The 19,826-nt window shown below is 66.8% G+C and carries 20 protein-coding genes and 1 riboswitch; of the genes, 10 read left to right on the forward strand and 10 right to left on the reverse strand.

From position 1 onward, the window contains the following. Positions 1-5 precede the first annotated feature (5 nt). The 5 genes from K3U94_RS23000 to K3U94_RS23020 all read left to right on the forward strand — a co-directional run bounded on the left by K3U94_RS23000 (position 6) and on the right by K3U94_RS23020 (position 5,773). Positions 6-1,034, forward strand: a complete 1,029-nt coding sequence (locus K3U94_RS23000; RefSeq protein ID WP_047319192.1) for a fused (3R)-hydroxyacyl-ACP dehydratase subunits HadA/HadB — start codon at positions 6-8, stop codon at positions 1,032-1,034. Positions 1,035-1,505: 471 nt separating this feature from the next. Next, a complete protein-coding gene (locus tag K3U94_RS23005; protein ID WP_047319193.1) occupies positions 1,506-2,774 on the forward strand; it encodes a PPE family protein in 1,269 nt (422 codons plus the stop codon). 68 nt (positions 2,775-2,842) lie between these two features. Next, the gene (locus K3U94_RS23010; RefSeq protein ID WP_220695153.1) at positions 2,843-4,162 is read left to right on the forward strand and encodes a PPE family protein; all 1,320 of its coding nucleotides are present in this window, start codon (positions 2,843-2,845) and stop codon (positions 4,160-4,162) included. A gap of 52 nt (positions 4,163-4,214) precedes the next feature. Next, positions 4,215-5,393, forward strand: a complete 1,179-nt coding sequence (locus K3U94_RS23015) for a sodium-dependent bicarbonate transport family permease (protein ID WP_220695154.1) — start codon at positions 4,215-4,217, stop codon at positions 5,391-5,393. 56 nt (positions 5,394-5,449) lie between these two features. Continuing rightward, on the forward strand, positions 5,450-5,773 hold the full coding sequence (locus tag K3U94_RS23020; RefSeq protein WP_220695155.1) for a DUF732 domain-containing protein: 324 nt from the start codon (positions 5,450-5,452) through the stop codon (positions 5,771-5,773). 9 nt (positions 5,774-5,782) lie between these two features. Here K3U94_RS23020 and K3U94_RS23025 read toward each other — a convergent pair whose 3' ends face one another. From K3U94_RS23025 to K3U94_RS23040, 4 genes are all read right to left on the reverse strand, one after another. Next, on the reverse strand, positions 5,783-6,907 hold the full coding sequence (locus K3U94_RS23025) for an acyl-CoA dehydrogenase family protein (protein WP_220695156.1): 1,125 nt from the start codon (positions 6,905-6,907) through the stop codon (positions 5,783-5,785). After that, complete coding sequence (locus K3U94_RS23030; RefSeq protein WP_220695157.1) at positions 6,907-8,139, reverse strand: acyl-CoA dehydrogenase family protein; 1,233 nt, start codon at positions 8,137-8,139, stop codon at positions 6,907-6,909. Before K3U94_RS23030 ends, K3U94_RS23025 begins: the two co-directional genes overlap by 1 nt. 104 nt (positions 8,140-8,243) lie before the next feature. Continuing rightward, the gene (locus K3U94_RS23035) at positions 8,244-8,738 is read right to left on the reverse strand and encodes a nuclear transport factor 2 family protein (RefSeq protein ID WP_220695158.1); all 495 of its coding nucleotides are present in this window, start codon (positions 8,736-8,738) and stop codon (positions 8,244-8,246) included. Beyond that, positions 8,735-9,601: an LLM class F420-dependent oxidoreductase gene (locus tag K3U94_RS23040; RefSeq protein ID WP_220695159.1), complete on the reverse strand. Its 867-nt coding sequence runs from the start codon at positions 9,599-9,601 to the stop codon at positions 8,735-8,737. Before K3U94_RS23040 ends, K3U94_RS23035 begins: the two co-directional genes overlap by 4 nt. Before the next feature lie 121 nt (positions 9,602-9,722). Here K3U94_RS23040 and K3U94_RS23045 point away from each other — a divergent pair, with 121 nt between their 5' ends. Together K3U94_RS23045 and K3U94_RS23050 are read left to right on the forward strand one after the other, a co-directional pair. Continuing rightward, positions 9,723-10,544: an SDR family NAD(P)-dependent oxidoreductase gene (locus K3U94_RS23045; protein ID WP_220695160.1), complete on the forward strand. Its 822-nt coding sequence runs from the start codon at positions 9,723-9,725 to the stop codon at positions 10,542-10,544. After that, the gene (locus tag K3U94_RS23050; RefSeq protein WP_220695161.1) at positions 10,544-11,161 is read left to right on the forward strand and encodes a TetR/AcrR family transcriptional regulator; all 618 of its coding nucleotides are present in this window, start codon (positions 10,544-10,546) and stop codon (positions 11,159-11,161) included. The genes K3U94_RS23045 and K3U94_RS23050 overlap by 1 nt, the downstream gene beginning before the upstream one ends. On the opposite strand, the gene K3U94_RS23055 is transcribed toward K3U94_RS23050, so the two are convergent. The 5 genes from K3U94_RS23055 to K3U94_RS23075 all read right to left on the reverse strand — a co-directional run bounded on the left by K3U94_RS23055 (position 11,111) and on the right by K3U94_RS23075 (position 15,408). Further along, a complete protein-coding gene (locus K3U94_RS23055; protein ID WP_220695162.1) occupies positions 11,111-11,842 on the reverse strand; it encodes a hypothetical protein in 732 nt (243 codons plus the stop codon). The genes K3U94_RS23050 and K3U94_RS23055 overlap by 51 nt on opposite strands. Positions 11,843-11,853: 11 nt before the next feature. Further along, complete coding sequence (locus tag K3U94_RS23060) at positions 11,854-12,579, reverse strand: DUF1906 domain-containing protein (protein ID WP_230987664.1); 726 nt, start codon at positions 12,577-12,579, stop codon at positions 11,854-11,856. A gap of 88 nt (positions 12,580-12,667) precedes the next feature. After that, positions 12,668-13,588 carry an LLM class F420-dependent oxidoreductase gene (locus K3U94_RS23065; protein ID WP_220695164.1) on the reverse strand — a complete coding sequence of 307 codons (921 nt, stop codon included), beginning with the start codon at positions 13,586-13,588 and terminating at the stop codon, positions 12,668-12,670. 24 nt (positions 13,589-13,612) lie between these two features. Then, the gene (locus tag K3U94_RS23070; RefSeq protein ID WP_220695165.1) at positions 13,613-14,434 is read right to left on the reverse strand and encodes an SDR family NAD(P)-dependent oxidoreductase; all 822 of its coding nucleotides are present in this window, start codon (positions 14,432-14,434) and stop codon (positions 13,613-13,615) included. Then, positions 14,434-15,408 (reverse strand): acyl-CoA thioesterase, encoded by a 975-nt coding sequence (locus K3U94_RS23075; protein ID WP_220695166.1) that lies wholly within the window; start codon positions 15,406-15,408, stop codon positions 14,434-14,436. The genes K3U94_RS23070 and K3U94_RS23075 overlap by 1 nt, the downstream gene beginning before the upstream one ends. A gap of 418 nt (positions 15,409-15,826) precedes the next feature. Next, a riboswitch (M-box (ykoK) riboswitch) is annotated at positions 15,827-15,999 on the forward strand. Between the two features lie 289 nt (positions 16,000-16,288). Here K3U94_RS23075 and K3U94_RS23080 point away from each other — a divergent pair. Beyond that, positions 16,289-16,588 carry a PE family protein gene (locus K3U94_RS23080; RefSeq protein WP_047319206.1) on the forward strand — a complete coding sequence of 100 codons (300 nt, stop codon included), beginning with the start codon at positions 16,289-16,291 and terminating at the stop codon, positions 16,586-16,588. 14 nt (positions 16,589-16,602) lie between these two features. Next, a complete protein-coding gene (locus K3U94_RS23085; protein WP_220695167.1) occupies positions 16,603-17,814 on the forward strand; it encodes a PPE family protein in 1,212 nt (403 codons plus the stop codon). 16 nt (positions 17,815-17,830) lie between these two features. Here the strand turns inward: K3U94_RS23085 and K3U94_RS23090 are convergent, their stop codons facing one another. Continuing rightward, positions 17,831-18,733 (reverse strand): carotenoid biosynthesis protein, encoded by a 903-nt coding sequence (locus tag K3U94_RS23090; RefSeq protein WP_220695168.1) that lies wholly within the window; start codon positions 18,731-18,733, stop codon positions 17,831-17,833. A 123-nt stretch (positions 18,734-18,856) separates the two neighbouring features. Between K3U94_RS23090 and K3U94_RS23095 the strand changes: the two genes are divergently transcribed. Beyond that, positions 18,857-19,651 (forward strand): DUF1906 domain-containing protein, encoded by a 795-nt coding sequence (locus K3U94_RS23095; RefSeq protein ID WP_220695169.1) that lies wholly within the window; start codon positions 18,857-18,859, stop codon positions 19,649-19,651. The last annotated feature ends 175 nt before the right edge of the window (positions 19,652-19,826 follow it).

Here is a 19,826-nt window from a genome sequence, read left to right on the forward strand (position 1 = left end):
AACTCATGACCGCAGCAGAGACGTCGGCGATCGAATCCCGGGTCGGCCATTACTACCAAATGGACGGCACCTACCTGGTGGGGCGGGAGAAGGTTCGCGAGTACGCACGTGCCGTGCAGGACTATCACCCCGCACACTGGGACGTCGCTGCCGCTGCGGAGATGGGCTACTCGGACGTAGTGGCACCGCTGACGTTCACCTCGACCCCCGGCATGAATTGCAATCGCCGGATGTTCGAATCGGTGGTCGTCGGCTACGACACCTACATGCAGACCGAAGAGGTCTTCGAGCAGCACCGCCCGATCGTCGCCGGCGATGAGCTGAAGATCGACGTGGAACTGACCTCGGTGCGCCGCATCGCCGGCCGCGACTTGATCACCGTCACCAACACCTTCACCGACACCGCCGGCGAGCGGGTGCACACCCTGCACACCACCGTCGTCGGGGTGACCGCCGAGGACATCGACCCGACCGTCAAGACGGCCGTGCACAACGCGATGATGCACGACGTCAACATTCTCGACGTCGGCGAATCCGATGCCGCCTACGAGAAGACGGTGCGTCCCGAGGGCGAGGTTCGGATCTCCGAAGGCGGCCTGACCCGAACCCCGGCGACCCCGTCCTTCGACGACGTCAAGGTCGGCGACGAACTGCCTGTACGCCACACTCGGCTGGCGCGCGGCGACCTGGTGAACTACGCCGGTGTCGCCGGCGACGCGAACCCCATCCACTGGGACGAGGACATCGCCAAGCTGGCCGGCCTCCCCGATGTGATCGCGCACGGCATGCTCACCATGGGTCTGGGCGCGGGATTCGCCTCCGCATGGACCGGTGACCCGGGCGCCGTCACCCGCTACGCCGTACGGCTGTCGGCGCCGGCGATCGTCTCCGCCAAGGAGGGCGCCGACATCGAGTTCAGCGGGCGGATCAAGTCGCTGGACCCGGCGACCCGCAGCGGTACCATCTTGGTCGCCGCGAAGTCTGACAACCGGAAGATCTTCGGCCTGGCGACCTTGCACGTCCGGTTCCGCTGACCTGCGGTCAAGGCGGCGCCCGCAAGCCTGACAGGCCGCCTGCAGCACAGCGACAGGGAAGACCCAGTTCGCTGACAGCTAGTTTCCAGCTAACCCTGCGTACTATCAGTCGACTGAGATGACGATTGTGAAGAGAATTCCGCCCGAACAAAAAGGCGTGGACGGGTTTCGGCAATCCGGCTGATGGCGCAGCCGGAAAACTCGAACCGGCTGCGCTTTCTTACGTTTGGAATTAACGGCATAAAAGTCGTCAAAAAGCTTGATGTAAGCGGAGAATCGCTGCGGATAGCTTGATGACAGCTGCCTCACAACAGTTTTCAAAGATCCACTGGTACCACTGTCAATTGAAAAAGTCGCACGCTGTTTACATCGCAGGAACCTTGAATAGACAACGGCCGTCTAACGTTTGGGTTCCGACGGCGAGTTTTCAGCGTCGGCAGTCAGAACGCGTGACGTAAGGAGTCACCCGAGATGGATTTTGCTGCATTGCCGCCGGAGATCAACTCCGGCCGTATGTACGCAGGTGCGGGCTCCGGCCCCCTGCTGGCGGCCGCTTCGGCTTGGGACGCGCTCGCGGCCGAATTGGGTTCTGCGGCTTCGTCCTATGAATCCGTGGTTTCGAGCCTGACCGGGGAATGGTCGGGGCCGTCGTCCACTTCGATGGCCGCGGCAGCCGAGCCCTACGTGACCTGGATGAGCACGACCGCCACACAGGCCGAGCTCTCCGCCAACCAGGCCCGCGCCGCCGCAGCGGCTTACGAGGCGGCCTTCGCCGCGACGGTGCCGCCACCGGTGGTCGCGGCGAACCGGACGCAGCTGGCAACCCTGATCGCGACGAATTTCCTCGGGCAGAACACGCCGGCGATCGCGGCCACCGAGATTCACTACGCGGAGATGTGGGCCCAAGACGCCGGGGCCATGTACGGCTACGCCGGATCGGCCGCAGCGGCGACGCAGCTCACCCCGTTCAACCAGCCACCGGAGACCACCAACCCGACCGGCACGGCCAATCAGTTGGCGGCATCGGCAGAGGCGACCGGAAACTCGGCGGCCTCCAACATCTCGCAGCAGGTCTCCCAGCTGCTGAATTCGATGCCCCAGGCGCTGCAGTCGCTGGCCTCCAACCCCGTGGGGACCGCGGCGGCGACAACATCGACTTCATTCCTGGACAGCTGGAACACGATCTTCTCCACACTGGTCGGGCCCACGACCCCGCTCGGCTGGTCGACCATCCCCGGTGGCTATTGGCTGGCGTTCGGGCAGATGTACTCCTGGATCATGAACGGGATGGCTGCACAGTCCTTCTTCGCCGGCCCGAAAGCCATCACCGGAGCGCTGCTGCCGCTGGCACCTCTGGCGCAAACGGCATTACCGGCAGCGAGCCTGAGCAGTGCCACGGGCGTGCTGGGCAACGCCGCGACGGTCGGGAAGTTGTCGGTACCGGCTTCCTGGGCGGTCGCGGCGCCGGCGACCAAGCTGGTCAGCATGGCTTCGTCACTGCCGGCAACCCTGGAGGCCGCCCCGATGGCGGCGGTCGCCGGTCAGGACGCCATGTTCGGTGAGATGGCCCTGTCCAGCCTGCTGGGCCGCGGCATAGGCGGCACCGCAACCCAAACCGTCGGCGCGGCCACCCGTTCCATGCGCAACAGCGGCGGATCCGATGCCTTCGGTCCCATTCCGCCCGGTGAAGCCGATCCCGCGGCGGCCACCATCATCGTGATCCCGGCGCTGGATGAGTGACCCAGCGATGACGAAACGTGGCCTCCCCCAGCTGACTCAGTCGCACTCGACCAGATAAGGGTGTCGAAATGTATTTCTCTTTGCTCCCGCCGGAAGTCAACTCGGCCAACATGTACGCCGGCCCCGGTTCCGGGTCGCTGATTGCCGCCGCCACGGCGTGGGGGCGTCTTGCCAGCGAATTAAGCACCGCCGCATCCGAATACAACGCGGTGCTCGCCTCGCTCGCGAGTGAATCGTGGACCGGTCCGTCGGCAACGGCGATGACGGCCGCCGCCCAGCCCTTCACCGCCTGGATGTCGACGACCGCGGCCACCGCGGCTCAGGCGGCCGCCCAGGCGCAGGCCGCGGCCACCGCCTACGAAGCGGCGCACGCGGCGACCGTCCCGCCGGAAGTCGTTACGGCCAACCGCACCCAGAACCAGATGCTGTACGCCACGAACTTCCTCGGCCAGAATCTCGCGGCCATCGCGGCCAACGAAGCCCAGTACCTGGAGATGTGGGCGCAGGACGCCGCCGCCATGCAGACCTACGCCGCATCGGCTGCCGCGGCCACCAAGATCACCGCGTTCACCGAGCCTCCGCAGACCACCACCGGGACCGCCGCAGCCACGTCGGCGGCCAGCGGGGGGTCGGCGGCAGCCACCTCGGGCAGCAACTCGATCCTGGATTTCCTGGCCAACCTGGCGACCCAGTACAACACCTTCGTCAACAACCTGCTCACCCAGCTGACCGGCAATCCGAGTGCTCCGGCCAACTTCGCGTCGGTGTTCTCGGCCCTGAAGGGTCCGGCGGGGCTGACCACGCCGTTCAACGACATTTCGTTGCTGACCAACTTCCCCATCCAGAACGCTCTGAAGTTCGGAACTCCGGTGGGCCGGGTTTTCGAAGGCCTGCCGCTCAGCGGTCTCGGCGCCGGGCTTCGGGTGGGAGGCATGGCCGGCCTGACCTCGTCGGTGTCGGCCACCATGTCCGAGGCGAACCTGGTGGGCAACCTGTCCGTCCCGCCGAGCTGGGCCTCTGCCAGCCCGGCAATCCGGCTGGCGGCCACCGGCGTTCCCGCCGCAGGCCTGGCAGCCGCCCCCGCCTCGGGGATGGCCGGCGGCCTGATCAACCAGGCGGCGCTGGGCAGTATGGCCGGCGGCGCGCTGGGAAGCGCCAGCCCCCGCACCGTGCCCAGCGGGCGCATTCGCATCCAGGGCGGCAAGGCGAAGACTCCGGTCAAGCTCGACGCGGTGATCGCCAAGCTGCAGAGCCAGCCCGAGGCGGTTCAGCACTGGAACGTCGACCAGGCCGGACTCGACGAACTGCTTGACGAATTGTCGAGGAAGCCCGGCGTTCACGCCGTGCACCTCAAGGGCGCCAAGAAAGCCGCAACGCCCCTCAGCTGACGCCCACCAGCGGCGCCAAACCTTTCCCCACCTCCCCCCGAAAGAGAGAGACATGCTTCTCGAGTTTTGGCAGAACTTCACGCACAACCTGTTCAAGCCACTGTTGTTGTTCTTCTACTTCGGCTTCCTTCTCGCACTGGCCAAGGTGCCGTTCGAGTTTCCGAACGCGGTCTATCAGGGCCTGACGATGTACCTGTTGCTGGCCATCGGCTGGCACGGTGGCGAGGAACTCGCCGGCATCGACATCTCGCAGATCGGCGGAATCCTCGGGTTCATGGTCACCGGGTTCGTGCTGAACTTCGTCATCGGCACCATCGCCTACCTGTTGCTGAAGTACCTGACGAAGATGCGAGAGGTCGACCGCGCAACGGTCGCCGGGTACTACGGCTCCGATTCGGCCGGAACCTTCGCCACCTGCATGGGCGTGCTGGCCACCATCGGCATGGCCTTCGACGCCTACATGCCCGTCATGCTGGCCATCATGGAGATCCCGGGCTGCTTGGTGGCGCTGTTCCTGGTTGCCCGGTTGCGCCACCGGGGTATGGACGCTGCCGGAAACATGCCGCACGAGCCGGGCTACACGGTGCCGGCCGGTTCCGTCCCGGCAGCCGTCGGTGCCGCGCAGGCCTCCGGTGACCCGACCGGCGGTCTGGCCATCGAGATGACCCCCGAACGTCGTGCGGAGACCGAAGTGACCTCGAACGGGCGCCTGATCAGCCCGGAATTGCTGCGGGAGGTCTTCCTCAACCCGGGCATCTGCCTGCTGCTCGGTGGTATCGCGATCGGCTTCATCAGCGGTCTGCAGGGCTCGAAGGTCACCGGCGTCGACGACCCGGTCTTCGTCACCGCCTTCCAGGGAGTCCTGTGCCTCTTCCTGCTCGAGATGGGGCTGACTGCGGCGCGCAAGTTGAAGGACCTGAAGTCTGCCGGCCGTGGCTTCATCGTGTTCGGCCTGCTGGCTCCCAACCTGTTCGCAACGCTGGGACTATTTGTCGCACACACCTACTCGCAGCTGACCGGCGTCCACTTCCAGCTGGGCACCTACGTCCTGTTCGCCGTGCTGTGCGGCGCGGCTTCCTACATCGCCGTGCCGGCCATCCAGCGGCTGGCGATTCCGGAAGCCAGCCCCAGCCTGCCGCTGGCCGCATCGCTGGGTTTGACGTTCGCCTACAACGTCACCATCGGTATCCCTCTTTACATCGAGATCGCCCGTCTCATCACGTCGCAGTAGAGGAATTGCACAGTATGGAGACGCCAGGCAGCCGAGTAAAGAGTAGGAGGAACGGCATGCGCAGCCTGTTATCGGTCTTGGGCATTGCCGCCGTCATCGGGTGTGCCGCGCCGGCGTACGCGGATCCCGATGATGGCGACGGCGGCGGCGGCGACGCCGCCTTCCTGACTGCCCTAAAAGCCGCGGGGCTCACCTTCGCCAGTAGCGATCAGGCCATTGTGGCCGGCCATGCCGTCTGCAGCATGGCTAACAACGGCGAGTCGGGATTGAAGGTCGTCAAACAACTGACGGCCGACAACCCCGGGCTGACCATGGACGGCGCCGCGCAGTTCGCGGCGATCGCCGCCAACGCTTACTGCCCGCAGCACTTGCAGAAGTAGCCGGCCCGGCTACGCCTTTGTCAGCTCCGCGTAGCGGGCCAGGTGGGAGTCGGTGGTTCCGAACTCGTATTGAATTGCGGTGAGCCGCTTGAAGTAGTGGCCGATGGCCAACTCCTCGGTCATGCCCATGCCACCGTGCAACTGCACCGCCTGTTGGCCGACGAATCGGGCCGCCCGGCCGATGGTGGCCTTGCCCGCCGACACCGCACGGGCACGGGTGGCTTCGTCGGCCTCGAGGTTGAGGATCGCCAAGTAGACCGCGGCAGCCGACTGCTCGACTTCCATGAACATGTCGACCATACGGTGCTGCAGCACCTGAAAGCTACCGATCGGCTGCCCGAACTGCTGGCGTTGCTTGCAGTATTCGACGGTGTCCGCCAACACTTTCCGCATGCAACCGACCGCCTCGGAACAGATCGCTGCGGCACCCTCGTCCCGGGCCTGAGCCAACGACGGCCATGCGCCGCCTCGCTCACCCAGCAACGCCTCAGCACCAAGCCGCAGATCGGTGAAGGTGACATCGGCCGCGCTGCGGTCGTCGATGGTTCGATACGGGTGCAGCGTGATGCCCGCGGCGTCGGCCTCGGTGAGGAACAACGAGATGCCGTCCTCGCCCTCGATGCGCGCGGTGACCAGCAGATGCGTCGCCAGCGGTGCCGCCACGGCCATGATCTTCGAGCCGTTCAACACCCAGCCGTCGCCATCGGGACGCGCCAGGGTCGCCGCGTCCTGCCAACGATCGGCCGAATCCGGCTCCGCGGCAGCCAATGCCGTAACCGCGGTACCGGCCACGAGTTCCTTGAGCAGGCCGGCTGCCACCGGGCTGCCGGAGCGGTGCAGCAGTCCGCCGGCGACGACGACGGAGTCGACATAGGGTTCGATCACCAGCGCGTGTCCCAGCGCTTCGGTGATGACCATGAGTTCTACGGCGCCGCCGCCGATCCCGTCGAACTCTTCAGGGAACGTGGCGCCCAAAATGCCCAGTTCCCCGGCGAAGGCGCGCCAGATCTCGGGCTGCCAGCCGGCGCCGGTCTTGGCTGCGGCGCGGCTCGTCTCGAGTTCGTAGCGCGCGGCGAGGAACTTGGTGATGCCGTCACGCAGCATCTGCTGCTCATTGTTCAGGTTGAAGTCCATTAGAGCCCCAATGCCGCCTTGGCCAGAATATTCCGCTGAATTTCGTTGCTGCCGGCGTAGATCGAGCCGGCCCGGTCGTTGAAGTAACGCAGCGGGGCCACCGCCTGCCACGGTTCGCCGGACGCATATCCGTCGGCGGGAGGCTGGTAGTCGGCGATCGGTCCGCCGGGCGCGGTGACATGCGGCTGATAGATGCGCCCCCGCGGTCCGGCCGCCTCCAACGCCAGCGCGGTCAGTTCCTGGCTCAGCTCGGTGCCCAAGATCTTGAGCATCGACGACGACGCCCCGGGATTGCGTCCCTCGGCGACGGCGGTGAGCACCTGGTATTCCAGGATCTCCAACACCTCGGCGCGAATCCGCGCGTCCGCGAGCTTGCGCATGAAGGTGTCGTCGTCGGCGAGCTTGCCACCGCCCGGCCCAGGCTGACTCTTTGCCGCCGTGGCGATCTCTTCGGCCACCACCTGCAGGCCCGGCGCCACCGCGCCGCCGCCGCGCTCGAACTCGAGCAGATATTTCGCGACCGTCCAGCCGCTGTCGATCTCGCCGATCACATTGGTCTTGGGGACCCGCACCTCGTCGAAGAACACCTGGTTCTGGATCTCTTCGCCGGAAGTCATCACCAGCGGCCGGATCTCGATACCGGGCGAGTTCATGTCGATCAGCACGAACGTGATGCCCTGCTGTTTCTTGCCGGTCCGGGAGGTGCGCACCAGGGCGAACATCCAGTTCGCCTCGCCGGCGTGCGTGGTCCAGATCTTGCTGCCGGTGCACACCAGGTCATCGCCGTCGACGGTGGCCGCCATCGACAGGGCCGCCAAGTCCGATCCGGCCTCCGGCTCGGAGTAGCCCTGGCAGAAGAACACCTCACCGGTGAGGATCCGGGGCAGGAAGTAGTCCTTCTGCGCGTCCGTTCCGTACCGGACGATCGCGTGCGCGACCATCCGGATTCCCATCGGCGACAGCGATGGTGCGCCGGCAAGCGTCGACTCGCGACTGAAGATGTAGTGCTGGGTCAGGCTCCAGTCGCAGCCGCCGTGCTCCACCGGCCACGCGGGCGCCGCCCAGCCCCGCTCGTGCAGAATCGCCTGCCACGCCATGCTGGCCTCGTGATCGGCGTAGACACTGGTCATGAGCCGGCCCGCACGGCGCAGCTCAGGGGTCAGTTTCTGGTCGAGAAATTCCCGAACCTCAGCTTGAAATGCCCGGTCTTCCTCCGACCACCGCAGATCCATTAATCTCCCCTGCCGTGCCGGCGGATAGGCGCTTTTCCGCGCAGTCTAGCCGCCGGGTTGTGCGGACCGACTTCGGCCGTCTCGGCCGCTACGCCGTGGGCTTCTCAACGGATGCGCCCGGCAACGCCGTCCACCAGTAACGCGCGACTCTCCGCGGCGCCGTCCAGCATCCGGGTGATCCGCGTGACAATCTGCCACTGTCCGGGCGAACCGGCCACCCGCTCGAGGTGAAAATAGTTGGCGCCGCCGCGCGCGACGCGAAACTCGCTGCCCTGTTTGACCAGCAGCGTCGACTCGCACACGGCGACCGCCTCGTCACCGTTCACGGTGACCACTGCCGGCCCCAGGAAGTGCGTACATCCCCGAGCGATCAGCTCCTGGTGGCCACGAGAGCGCACCATGGCCGCAATCTCCTCGCGGCCGTTCATCAGCCAGCTTTCGACGTCGTAGACGCCGTCCTGTCGCCACAGCGCGGCGACCGATTCGGGGTCGCCGGCGTCCACCAATGGCCCGTAGGACGCGATCAGCCGCTCGATCGCGCGCTCGTCCTCGATCTGCTGCAGTCGCCGCTCCAAGTCGGCCAGCCGTTGCTCGCTCATCGCCGCTCCCGCCGCGGGAGGTCGGCCAGCTCGGCAAGTGCGGCCAGTTGGTCGCAGAAGTGCGCCGAAGAGCGCGCCGAGATCACACAGCTCACATCGGTGGCCCCGATGTCAGCCAGCCTGCCGATCCGATCGAGGGCCTGCTGCGGGGCGTCGATCGGGTCCAGCGGAGGCGTCGACAAGACAACCGCGAACTCGTCCGGGAGGTCCACGGAGCCAAGATATTTCGCCAGTTCGCCGACGCTGAGGCCGAACGGCGCCCAACCGTCACCCAGGCCCACGGCTCGCCGAAGCGAACGGCGGGTGCGGCCGCCCACCCAGATCGGCACCCGCTGTTGTACGGCGCACGGCTGCACCACCATCGAGTCGAACCGGTAGAAGGCTCCGTCATAGGCAGGGCGGGTGTCCGACAGTGCCGCCCGCAACGCCTTCATCGCATCGTCAGCGCGGGCGCCGCGATCGTCCCACGCACAGCCGAGCAGGTCGAACTCCTCGCGCAGCGATCCCACTCCGACACCTAGGGTCAGCCGGCCACCGCTGAGCCGGTCGAGGGTCCCGTAACGTTTGGCGATCTCCAACGGATGGTGATAGCCCAGCACCACAACCGATGTCACCAACCGGATCGAGCGGGTACGGGCAGCGAGAAACGACAGGGTGGCCAACGGATCCCAGTAGGTCGTCCCGCGCCCGGCCGCGGCCCCGTCGGGTACCGCGACGTGTTCCGAGCAGGTGAGGTAGGCGAACCCGAGCTCGTCGGCGGCCGAAGCGATCCGGCTGATGTCCTCGACACCGCCTTCGGCTTCCCAGTCCGATGCCGTACCGGGGATCTGGATGACGACCGGTGTGGCCAAGCCGAGCCGCATCAGCGGGACCGAATCCGGGGGCCGTTGTACCGCAATGGCTCTGCGCCTTCCGTTGCACCACGAGGGTGAGGTAACCTCTTCCGAGTAAAACTAGAATGAATTTTAGTTATGGAGGCGTGCCTTGTCCAGCGGTGATCAATCCGAGTGGGCCCAGCAGTACGGCCCCTGGGCTGTGATCGCCGGCGGCTCCGAAGGTGTCGGCGCCGAGTTCGCATTCCAGCTGGCCGACGCCGGCATCAATCTGGTCCTGATCGCGCGCAAGGCAGAGCCGCTGCGCGAGACCGCCGATCGGTGCCGGGCACGCGGCGTGCGTGTCCGTGAACTCCCTTTGGATCTGGCCGGTGCGGACGCGGTCACGCGGATCGTCGAGGCGACGACGGAGCTCGAGGTTGGTCTGCTGATCTACAACGCGGGAGCCAACACCCACAGCGCGGAGTTCCTCGACGGCGAGCCGGCGGCCTTCGGACGCGTGCTCGACCTGAACGTGCGGACACCGCTGGCGCTCATCCATCATTTCGGCAGGCCGATGCGCGTCCGTCGGCGCGGCGGTCTACTGCTGGTCGGGTCGCTGACCGGCTATCTCGGTTCGGCCCGGCAGACCGTTTACGGCGGCGCGAAGGCGTTCACCCGGATCTACGCCGAGGGCCTCTGGCTGGAATTGCGCGACTACGACGTGCACGTCCTGGAATTGGTGCTCGGCGTAACCAGGACTCCCGCCATGGCACGAGCCGGCCTCAACTTCGACGTGCCGGGGTTGCGGGTGTCCGATCCGGCCGATGTCGCGCGCGAAGGACTCAGCCAGCTCTGCCAGGGCCCGGTGCACGTCATCTCGGCCCACGCCGACAGTCCTGCCCTGCGCGCCACCTCAGATCGCGCCGAAGCCGTGCTCGCCTCGCATCGGCTGATGCAGAAGTTGCTCCGAACAGCCCCCCGAAGCCACTGATGCCCCGCCCGCCGGTTGAGCGCGAGGCGGCTACCCCCAGCACGACCGCGCAACGACAACGCTGCGAGCGCATCCTTGCCACCGCGGCCCGACTCGGTGCCCGCGACGGGCTGGAGGCCGTCCGGATGCAGGACGTGGCCGATCAATCGGCGGTATCGATCGCGACCGTCTACCGCTACTACCCCACCAAGCATCACCTGTTCAGCGCCTTGTTGTTGCACTACACCCAGACCGCCGGTCCGTCGCACCCGCCGACGGGCTGTCCGGCAGCCGACGTCACCGACCTCATGGTCAGTATCTGTCGATCGATGCTCGCGCGTCCGCGGCTGGCCCGCGCAATGATCACCTCGGTCAACGCCCGGCGATCCGAATCAACGGCGAGCGGTGACTTCGACCTGCGCGCCGCCATCTTGTCCGTCGCCGGCATCGCCCGGCCCGCACCGTCCGACACACAGCTGGCACTACTGGTGGAGCAGTGCGCCTACGGCATCTTGTCCTGGGCCGTGATGGGTGAAACGACCGCTGCACAGGCCGAGCGCGACATGCGGCGCGCCTGCGAGCTGCTGCTAGCGCCCTGGCGCGGTGATACGCACGCCGGACCCGCGACGCTGCGCTGACGCCGCGCCCGGGGCTGCGCCATCGCCGGCGCGTGGCATCGCCAGCGCTGTCCCGAGGATCCAGGCGAACAAGAACGCCGGCATCGCGGTGATCGCATATCCCTCCAGGGACAGCGGGCCGCCGCGGAAGACGAAGGTCAGCAGCAGCACCGGATGGACTACCGCGGCAGCGAGCGCGAGGTGGCCGGCGTACGACGGCAACGTCTGCCGGGCATACACCGCGACCACGAACGCGCCCAGCGCCACCACCAGGGGCATCCCCGACATGGCCAGCAGTCCGAACGTCAGGTCGTAGAGCAGTGCCGCCGCGTCGGCACTGCGGCGCCGGTACAGCAGCAGGTCAAAGGCGGTGAACCCGCTGAGCAGCAGCGTTACGCATCCGATGAAGCCCGCGGCGAAGCAGGTCGGCAGGATCGATTTCATTGGAACGCGATCCCGCAGGTACGTCCACACCGCGGCACCGAAGACAAACCAGAGCGTGACGCCGACGGTATTGAGGGCCATCGTCAGGACCAACCGATCGTGGTGCGCGGCGGCCCACCGCGCCACGTCGACCGACTGCGTTCGGGTCCCCGGGAAAGACCAGATCGGGTACACCAGCAAGGTGATCGCGGGCAGGACGACACCGAGGACGCCGGACCATCGCGCCACTCGTGGTGCGTCCCAGGATGTGCCGATCACGAAAGTTCTCCCTATTGTCGGGCGAGGTCCCATTGGCCGAAGTCCGCGGCGAGGACGTCGTTGACGTCGACATGTACGTCGTCGATGACGAAACCCGGCTCGGTCGCGGTGACGATTTCTCGTTGGAAGAGTACGGCCGCCGGTTCGCGGTCCCCATGCGACCACGCCCGGGTCTGCCACGCCCACCGGTGACCCGGGCTGGTCGACTTCCCGATGACGCCGTCGTTGATCGCCCAGGTGCATTGCCGGGCGCCGCCGTAAATTCCGGTGCGGTCAACGCCCAGTACGGAATTGATCCCGCGAAACCATTGGACCGCCAGACTCTTCCATGATGTGGCGTCGATGTCCTCGTCGACGCTGAAGAAGATCGGCGCGGACGACGGCCCCCCGGCGGCGGCGTGCAACCGTAGCGCCGTCCGCGCATCGGCCACGCCGCCGTCGTAGCCCCGGGTGAAGTCCGACGGCGACTGCGGCCAGCCCGGCTTGCCGAACTGGTAGCAGCTGGCGACCTGCAGGCCGGCGGCGCGGAGGCCGTCGGCGTAGTCGCGGGTGACGGGCTTGAAATCGAAGGCGGCGCCCGGCCGGAGCTCGGAGACGTAGACCAGCGCCCCGTCGAAACCGGCGGCCTTGATCTGTTCGGGCGACACCAGCCGGTGGGCGAAATCGATGACTTGCAGCCCGTTCGCACCGGCCCGCGGCGCGCCGACCGTCGCCCCGAGGGCACCGGGCAATGCCAGTGCCGGGCCGAGTAGCGCGGCATACCTGAGCACCTCGCGCCGCGAAGCGGAACGCGTCACGACTCCGAAGGGTACCGGCCGGACGTTTCTAGAACGTCCTGATCACCGATTCACCGAAGCGCCCTAGGGCCTCCACGGCCCGGCCGAGGCTGTCGCCGGGGACCGCGACCTGGACCCAGGTCACGCCGATCTCGGCCAGGCGGCCCAGACCGTCCAGATAGGCGCCGGGATCGAAGTCGTCGTAGCCGAGCCGGCCGCCGGCGAGGTTCGAGAAGCAGACGTCGATGGTGGACCAGTCACGGTCTGCTTTCTCGCAGCGTCGTCTCAGGTCGTCGATGCCTGCTGCCAGGGCTTCCAGCGAGTTCATCTCGGCGGTGCGGGCGGTGCTGGCCAGACCGGGCGGCGCCGGGAACGGCGCCCAGCCGTCACCGCGCGTCGCCACCCGCTGACGTGCCTTTCCCGTGTTGCCGCCGATCCAGATCGGCGGATGGGGGCTGCTGACCGGTCGCGGATGCGCGGTGATCCCGTGCGCCCGGAAATGTCTGCCCTCGAACGAGACGTCGTCACCGGTCCAGACAGCTCGGATGACGTCCAGGCTCTCTTCGACCAGTGCGGCGCGCTCATCGAAGTCCACCCCTAAAGCGGCGAACTCGCCCTTGAGGTAGCCGACACCAACGGCCAGGGTGAACCTTCCGCCCGACAAAAGATCCAGCGTCGCACCCGATTTCGCCACGACGAACGGGTTGCGATAAGGCAAGACGACGACATTCGGGATGAACCGGATCTTCTCGGTGTGCGCTGCGGCGAATCCCATCGCCACGAAGGGATCGAGGCTGTCGTGGCCGCCGGCGTCGAGCCAGCGCTGGGTCGGCGCCGGGTGGTCCGTGAAACCCATGGCGTCAAACCCGGCGGCTTCGGCCGCCCGCGCAACGGTGGTCACCCCGCCTGCGGAGGCCAACTCGGGATCGCACGGATGGGTGATGATCGGATAGGTGAAAGCGAACCGCATACGGCCCTCCTGCGCGTGGAGTTGCTAGGTGTTGGTAGGCCGTGACGGACCGAGAACGTAATCGCCACTGTCGGGATGGTGGTACCAGCCGCCCGCCGCGTGCGTTCCGCCGTCGACATGCAGCGTCTGGCCGGTCACATACGAACTCAGGTCGCCGGCCAGAAAGACCGCGGCGCCGGCCATCTCGTCGACATGACCGGGGCGGCCCATCGGAATCATGTGGCCCGCTTCGGCCAGCATCTCGGCCGAGCCGACCCGTTCGATACCTTCGGTCAGCGTGAGGTCCGGGGCCAGGCAGTTGACCCGAATGCCGTGCGGCGCCAATTCCAGAGCCGCCGTTTTGGTGAGGTTGATGACACCCGCTTTCGCCGCCGCGTAGGCCGCATAGCCGGGCGCGGCACGGGTGCCCTCGATGCTGGCGACATTGATGATGCTGCCCGCCGCGCCGTGTTGGACCAGTGTCTGCGCGACGCGCTGTGTGCAGAGCAGGACCTGGGTGAGGTTGGAGCGGATCAGGGTGTCCCACCCCTTGGGTGCGGTGTCCAGTAGCGGGGAGAAGAACACCCCGCCGGCGTTGTTGACCAACACCGTCGGCAAGCCCACCGTGGCAAGGGTTTCCGCCAGTGCCACATCGACCTGATCGGGGTCGCGGACATCGATTGCGCAGGCGTGGCCGCCGACCAGCTCCGCGGCCGCTCGGGCCGCATCGGTGTCGCGATCCCAGATCACCACCCGGGCGCCGAATTCCGCGAAGCTCTCGGCGATACCGCGGCCGATCCCCGAACCGCCCCCGGTGATGACGGCTACGCGTCCATCAAGCGTCGACGCCGCTCTGCGCAGGACCACTACCGATCCTCGGGCTTCTGTCGTCCGGGCGCCTCGGCTATCGGCCGGACCAGGACTTCTTGAGCGGTGCTGGCCACATGGCGGCCGGCGGCATCCACCATGGTGCCGTGCACCAGGGCGCGGTGGCCGGCCGTGGCGACGGTCTGCTGGGTGTAGAGGTGCCATCGATCGAAATGGACCGGACGGTGCAGCCAGACGCTGTGGTCCAGGGTCAGGCCGGTGTGCGTGGCATGGTCGACCGGCTCCGGGTGGGCACGAAATGCGGTGTCCACCAGTAGGTAATCGCTGGCATAGGCAAGCAGCACCGCGTGCAGCTGCGCGTCGCGGTCGATCTCACGTGGCAACCGCATCCAATGTGTACGCGGGCCCGGCGCCTGTGCGCCGCCGAGGAAGACGGGCGCTTCGGCAGTGCGGACTTCCAGTGGTGGGGGTCGTTCGATCCAGGTGTTACCCCGCCCGGCCAGGTACGGCGGGGCATGCTGTACCCAGTGCTGCAGCAGCGGCAGGGCTTCCGGTTCGGGTCCGGGCAGCGGCACGGGGGTGGTGTCAGTGCTGTCGGGGCTGGTGTCGAAGGACACCGTCGCCACCATCAGGGTGCGACCGTCCTGCTGTACGGTGACCTGCCGCGCCGACATGGTGCGCCCGTCGCGGGTGCGGTCGACGACGATCTCCAGAGGTATGGCGGAGTCGCCGGGGCGCAGAAACGACGCATGGATCGAATGGGCGGTGAGCTCGGGCACCGTGGCCGCGGCCGCTGCCATCGCCTGGGCGATGAGCTGGCCGCCGAAGATTCTGCCGAACCGGCCGGCCTCGTTCCCCGCCCGGAATCGGTCAGCGCCCAAAGGGTGCAGAGCCAACACCTGTTGCAGCCTGTCCAGGGCGTCGTGCGTGGCGCGTTCCAGTTGGCTGCCGGACCCGAGCAGGGGACCGCAGTAGTCGGAACCAACGGAGACCTCGGACGCCGACGTCTGCACAAGTTCCTCCGTAGTCGCTGATGTGACTGCTAGCCCATTTAAGTAAATGGGGTGATTCAGGTCAAGGGCGGACGCGATCCGTGCTCAGGAAACCACGTGCGTAGGGATCGGCCGCCGGCCATTTCGAAGGTAGCACGGCTTGATCCACCGAATCGTCGGTCTACGACACCGTCCGAGCATTCGGTCGATCAGCTGGACTCGGGATCCGTTGGTATTTCGTGTGGTTCACCACCGTCGCCATGTCGAGGATTTCGCCGGTATGGCGTGTTCCTGCGGCGGGCAAATTTCTCTACATTGCGAATAGCACTGTCATACAGCGAGTTTCGAGGTGCATTGGCCTTTTTGGGCAACGCATTTGGGTATGCGGAGCTGCTCGTTCGAGTTGACTACCCCCACCGTTGATGCCACCATGGCCGCGAACGCACCTCGCTAGGTGAGGCGTCTGTACGGATACAGGCCACTGACCTCAAACGTCGAGAGACGCCCAGGGTCAGGACAGCTCTTCCCGGCTTAAGGGTTGAGCCCAAGTGGCTTTCGGCCTATGGCTGGATACGCCGTGCAGTGCCAAAACTCTGTCGAGAGGGGTGCCGTCCGGCCGACTCCGCGCTGGTTCGGTTTGTCCCGATGTGCCCGCCGCAACGGCATCCCCGTGTGCCCTGGCCGTGAGGAGGTGAGAGCGACATTGAGTCCGAGCGATAGTCCTTATCCGAGTTCGACGATCATTTCGTTCGAATCCTGCCCCGGCGCTGCTTTCACCTTCTGAACCGGTTCGCGCCGTACCGTATCAGCGCTGTCCGCATCGTGGACGTGCGCTGCCGTGACGCGCGAATATCCGCTTTTAGCAGCGTAATTCGTCATGCCTTCTCGAGGGAGATTTCCGATGTCTTTTGTGTCCGCCTTGCCCGAAGAACTGGCCGCGACAGCGGCCGATCTGCGCGGCGTCGGATATACGGTGGCCGCGCAGAGCGCCGCCGCCGCAGCGCCGACTACCGGCGTGATTCCCGCCGCCGCCGACGAGGTCTCGGTACTGACCGCAGCTCAGTTCGCACGGCACGCCCAGGTGTACCAAGCGATCAGCAAGCGAGCCGCTGCGGTGCACGAGACGTTCGTGAACACGCTGCAGCGCAGCGCGCAGTCATACGCAGCGACCGACGCCGCGAACGTCATCTCGTTCTACTGAAAGGATTTTGGGTAATGGACTACGGATCAATTCCACCGGAGATCAACTCGGCACGGATGTACGCCGGACCGGGATCGGGGCCGATGTTGGCCGCTGCGGCCTCCTGGAATCTGCTGGCCTCGGAACTGCGCTCGGCAGCAACATCTTTCGAGTGGTTGGTCGCTAGCCTATCCAGTCAAGGGTGGTGGGGGCCATCGGCATCGGCGATGGCGGCGGCGGCCGAACCCTACTTTGTGTGGCTGAGCGTGACCGCCGAGCAGGCCGAACAGGCTGCGGCACAGGCGTACGCCGCGGCCGAGGCGTATGCCACGGCCCACGCCATGACGGTGCCGCCCGCGGCCATCGAGACCAACCGGGTGCTGCTGGCGTCATTGGTCAAGACCAACGCGCTGGGACAGAACACCGCGGCCATCGCAGCGGCCGAAGCTCGTTACGGCCAGATGTGGGCGCAAGACGCCGTCGCGATGTACGGCTACGCCGCGGCTTCCGCTACCGCCACACAACTGATCCCCTTCGCCGATGCGCCGGAAACCACCAACGCAGACGACCAGGGCGGGCAGGCGGCCGGAGGCGTAGGCCCCACCGATGCCCACGCCCAGCTGCCCAATGCGTTGCGGAGCATGGCGTCGCCGGCGGAGGGCACCTCGCCGTTGTCACCCGATTGGGACTGGACCAAATTCTTCGACGGCCTCTTCGGGGATACCTGGGGCAGCGATGACGGGTCGGGTCTGAATATCAACGCCCAGTTGTGGAACACCATCGCCGCAACCGGCATTTTCGACCCCGGCGGCAACATCGAGGGATTTTCCGGGCTGGCCACGCTCGGGTTTCTGGCACGCGGCATGGATGGCGGCACCGCCGCCCTGTCCCGCGGCGGGCTCGGCCCGGCCTCCGGTATGGCACTGGCGTCGGCGACCCCTGGTGGGCTGGAGGCCGCCGGCCGCGCTGCCGGCGGCGCCAGCTCCCCGGTGGCTGCCGGTGTAGGCCAGGCCACCCTGGTCGGTTCGTTGTCGGCGCCACCCAGCTGGGCGGCGGCCACCCCGACAGGTGCTCCCACCGCCGGGACGGGTAGCGGCTGGACCGTCGCCCCGGAAAGCAGGTCGATGACCGCCATGCCTCCCCCGATTCCTCCGGGTGGCGCCGGCCGCCACGGCGGCTACGGTCTCGGCACACCGCGCTATGGGGTCAAGCTCACCGTCATGCCGCGTCCCATCGTGGTCGGGTAGCGGCCCGTGTGCGCCTTTAGTCGGCGATCTCCGGCGACGCCGCCGGCGTGCCTTGATAGAGCCGGACCACGCTGACGACCACGACCAGGCCCATCATGAACCACGTCATCTCAGCGCATGTCTCATAGATGTCGGCCAGTGCAACGGGTGTGCCCTGGATCGTCGTCGTGGCATCGCCCGCGCGCAGCAGCCCGAGGTTCACCTGCAGGCCGAGTCCGAACCAGATGACGGCCGGCATCAACAGCGCCGACCGGGTGACGGAGCTGGGTTCGCGTCGCCACCGTCGTTCAATCAGGGCAAATGTCTGGAACAGCACCCACCCGGTGATCACCCAGCCGACGTAGTTGCTCAACGGCACGCCCAGAACCCCGCTCGGTGACCGGTAGGAGTACATCTGACGCACGTAGGCCCCGATCGGGTCGATCACCAGGTCGTAGCCGCCGACGATCAGGGTGGCGACGACGGGTGTCACGACGACCGACAGCGTCCGGCTCCGGAACTCGCCCACAATCACCCGGGCCAGAATCCACGCCACCCAGGCCAGAATCGCCCAGGCCGCCACCACCGTGAACGGCACGCCGAACGCACGGGGTCCTTCCACGTGATGGGTGTAGAAGCCGAACGGGAAGCCGGTCGCGAGACTGCACGCCTCCAGGCCGAATCCCACGGTCACCGCGATGGCCAAGTAGGCGACGGCGCCGGCGGGTTTGTAGAGCGTCAGCGTATGGAGCAACACGAACACCGCCAACGCCGCGCCCGAGATGGCTTCGGCGACAGCCGATATCGATGATCCGCCAGTCAAAGCGGTCGTTACCATCGCAGCGAAGCAGGTCGCGACGACGCACCAGCCCGCGACCACCAGCGGGACCTCGGGTGCGCGCGGAGTCGTCGGCGATGTACTGCTGACCGGCGTCGACACGCACGAATCGTATCCGCCGACGACTCGTCTTCCGGGCAAAGCGACGATCTTTGCGGAAAAGCGTCCGAGCGCGCTCGGCGCGGGCAACACCATTAACAGCAGCCACATTGTTAACATCGGCCCGTGCCTGACTCTCCGCGGACTTCCCGCCCTCGGAACCACGTCTCCCGACGTGACGCACTGCGGTACGCATCCGCCGCGGCGCTCACCGGGCTGGGCGCAGCGGCCACCGGAATGCCGACGGCGTCGGCTGCGGCTCCCACGCTCATCGACTACGCCATGCGCCAGATTCCGGCGCAGGACATCCGGGCCGCCGGTCATGCCGGAGTCATCAACTACGTGTCGACGTCGCGGCCGGGTTCGCACTTCGGCGCCAAGCCGATCACCCGGCCCTACGCCGAATCGCTGACCGCCGCGGGACTGGTGATCGTCAGTAACTACCAGTACGGCAAGCCGGGCGGGACGGCACCGTCGGATTTCACCCGGGGATACCCCGGCGGTGTCTCCGACGCGCAGACCGCCTGGCAGCTGCACACCGCGGCAGGCGGCGGGCGCAGTGCGCCGATCTTCTTCAGCGTCGACGACGACATCGACCGCAACACCTGGAACGCCGTGGCACTGCAATGGTTTCGGGGAATCAACTCGGTACTGGGAGTGCAGCGCACCGGCGTCTACGGAGGCGTGAACGTCTGCCAGTGGGCGGCCGCCGACGGTGTCATCGGGGTCTCCCGCACACCCGGTAAGCGGTGGGCCTGGCAGACCCGATCCTGGTCGCGCGGCCAGGTCGACCCCGGTGCGGTGCTCTATCAGCGGATAGTCAGTACCGCCTCAAACCCGGGGCCGATCGTCGGGGGGATCGAAGTCGACGTCAACGATGTCCTGGCCCAGGACTGCGGCCAGTGGAATTTACATCCGTGAGGTCGTGCGACCGATCAGGATTTGCTGGACAAAAAGAGTGCCAGGGTAAGCAACACGACACACGCGAGGCACGTGTAGACGCCCAGAGATGCTGACGCCATAAGTGGGCTCCTGTCTGCGAAGACTTGGTTGGTCACGATTCGTTGAAGGCCGATCTACGCCCAGCTGCGCAGCT

This window comes from Mycolicibacter heraklionensis, assembly GCF_019645815.1.
In the GTDB taxonomy this organism is placed as follows: Bacteria; Actinomycetota; Actinomycetes; order Mycobacteriales; family Mycobacteriaceae; genus Mycobacterium; species Mycobacterium heraklionense.

Excerpts from the sequence above, each read along its gene's own strand:
- K3U94_RS23025 (WP_220695156.1), bottom strand. The coding sequence starts at position 6,907 with ATGGACTTCAACCTGAACAATGAGCAGCAGATGCTGCGTGACGGCATC.
- K3U94_RS23050 (WP_220695161.1), top strand. The coding sequence starts at position 10,544 with ATGCCCCGCCCGCCGGTTGAGCGCGAGGCGGCTACCCCCAGCACGACC.
- K3U94_RS23005 (WP_047319193.1), top strand. The coding sequence starts at position 1,506 with ATGGATTTTGCTGCATTGCCGCCGGAGATCAACTCCGGCCGTATGTAC.
- K3U94_RS23085 (WP_220695167.1), top strand. The coding sequence starts at position 16,603 with ATGGACTACGGATCAATTCCACCGGAGATCAACTCGGCACGGATGTAC.
- K3U94_RS23015 (WP_220695154.1), top strand. The coding sequence starts at position 4,215 with ATGCTTCTCGAGTTTTGGCAGAACTTCACGCACAACCTGTTCAAGCCA.
- K3U94_RS23020 (WP_220695155.1), top strand. The coding sequence starts at position 5,450 with ATGCGCAGCCTGTTATCGGTCTTGGGCATTGCCGCCGTCATCGGGTGT.
- K3U94_RS23035 (WP_220695158.1), bottom strand. The coding sequence starts at position 8,738 with ATGAGCGAGCAACGGCTGGCCGACTTGGAGCGGCGACTGCAGCAGATC.
- K3U94_RS23010 (WP_220695153.1), top strand. The coding sequence starts at position 2,843 with ATGTATTTCTCTTTGCTCCCGCCGGAAGTCAACTCGGCCAACATGTAC.
- K3U94_RS23080 (WP_047319206.1), top strand. The coding sequence starts at position 16,289 with ATGTCTTTTGTGTCCGCCTTGCCCGAAGAACTGGCCGCGACAGCGGCC.
- K3U94_RS23065 (WP_220695164.1), bottom strand. The coding sequence starts at position 13,588 with ATGCGGTTCGCTTTCACCTATCCGATCATCACCCATCCGTGCGATCCC.
- K3U94_RS23040 (WP_220695159.1), bottom strand. The coding sequence starts at position 9,601 with ATGCGGCTCGGCTTGGCCACACCGGTCGTCATCCAGATCCCCGGTACG.
- K3U94_RS23000 (WP_047319192.1), top strand. The coding sequence starts at position 6 with ATGACCGCAGCAGAGACGTCGGCGATCGAATCCCGGGTCGGCCATTAC.
- K3U94_RS23030 (WP_220695157.1), bottom strand. The coding sequence starts at position 8,139 with ATGGATCTGCGGTGGTCGGAGGAAGACCGGGCATTTCAAGCTGAGGTT.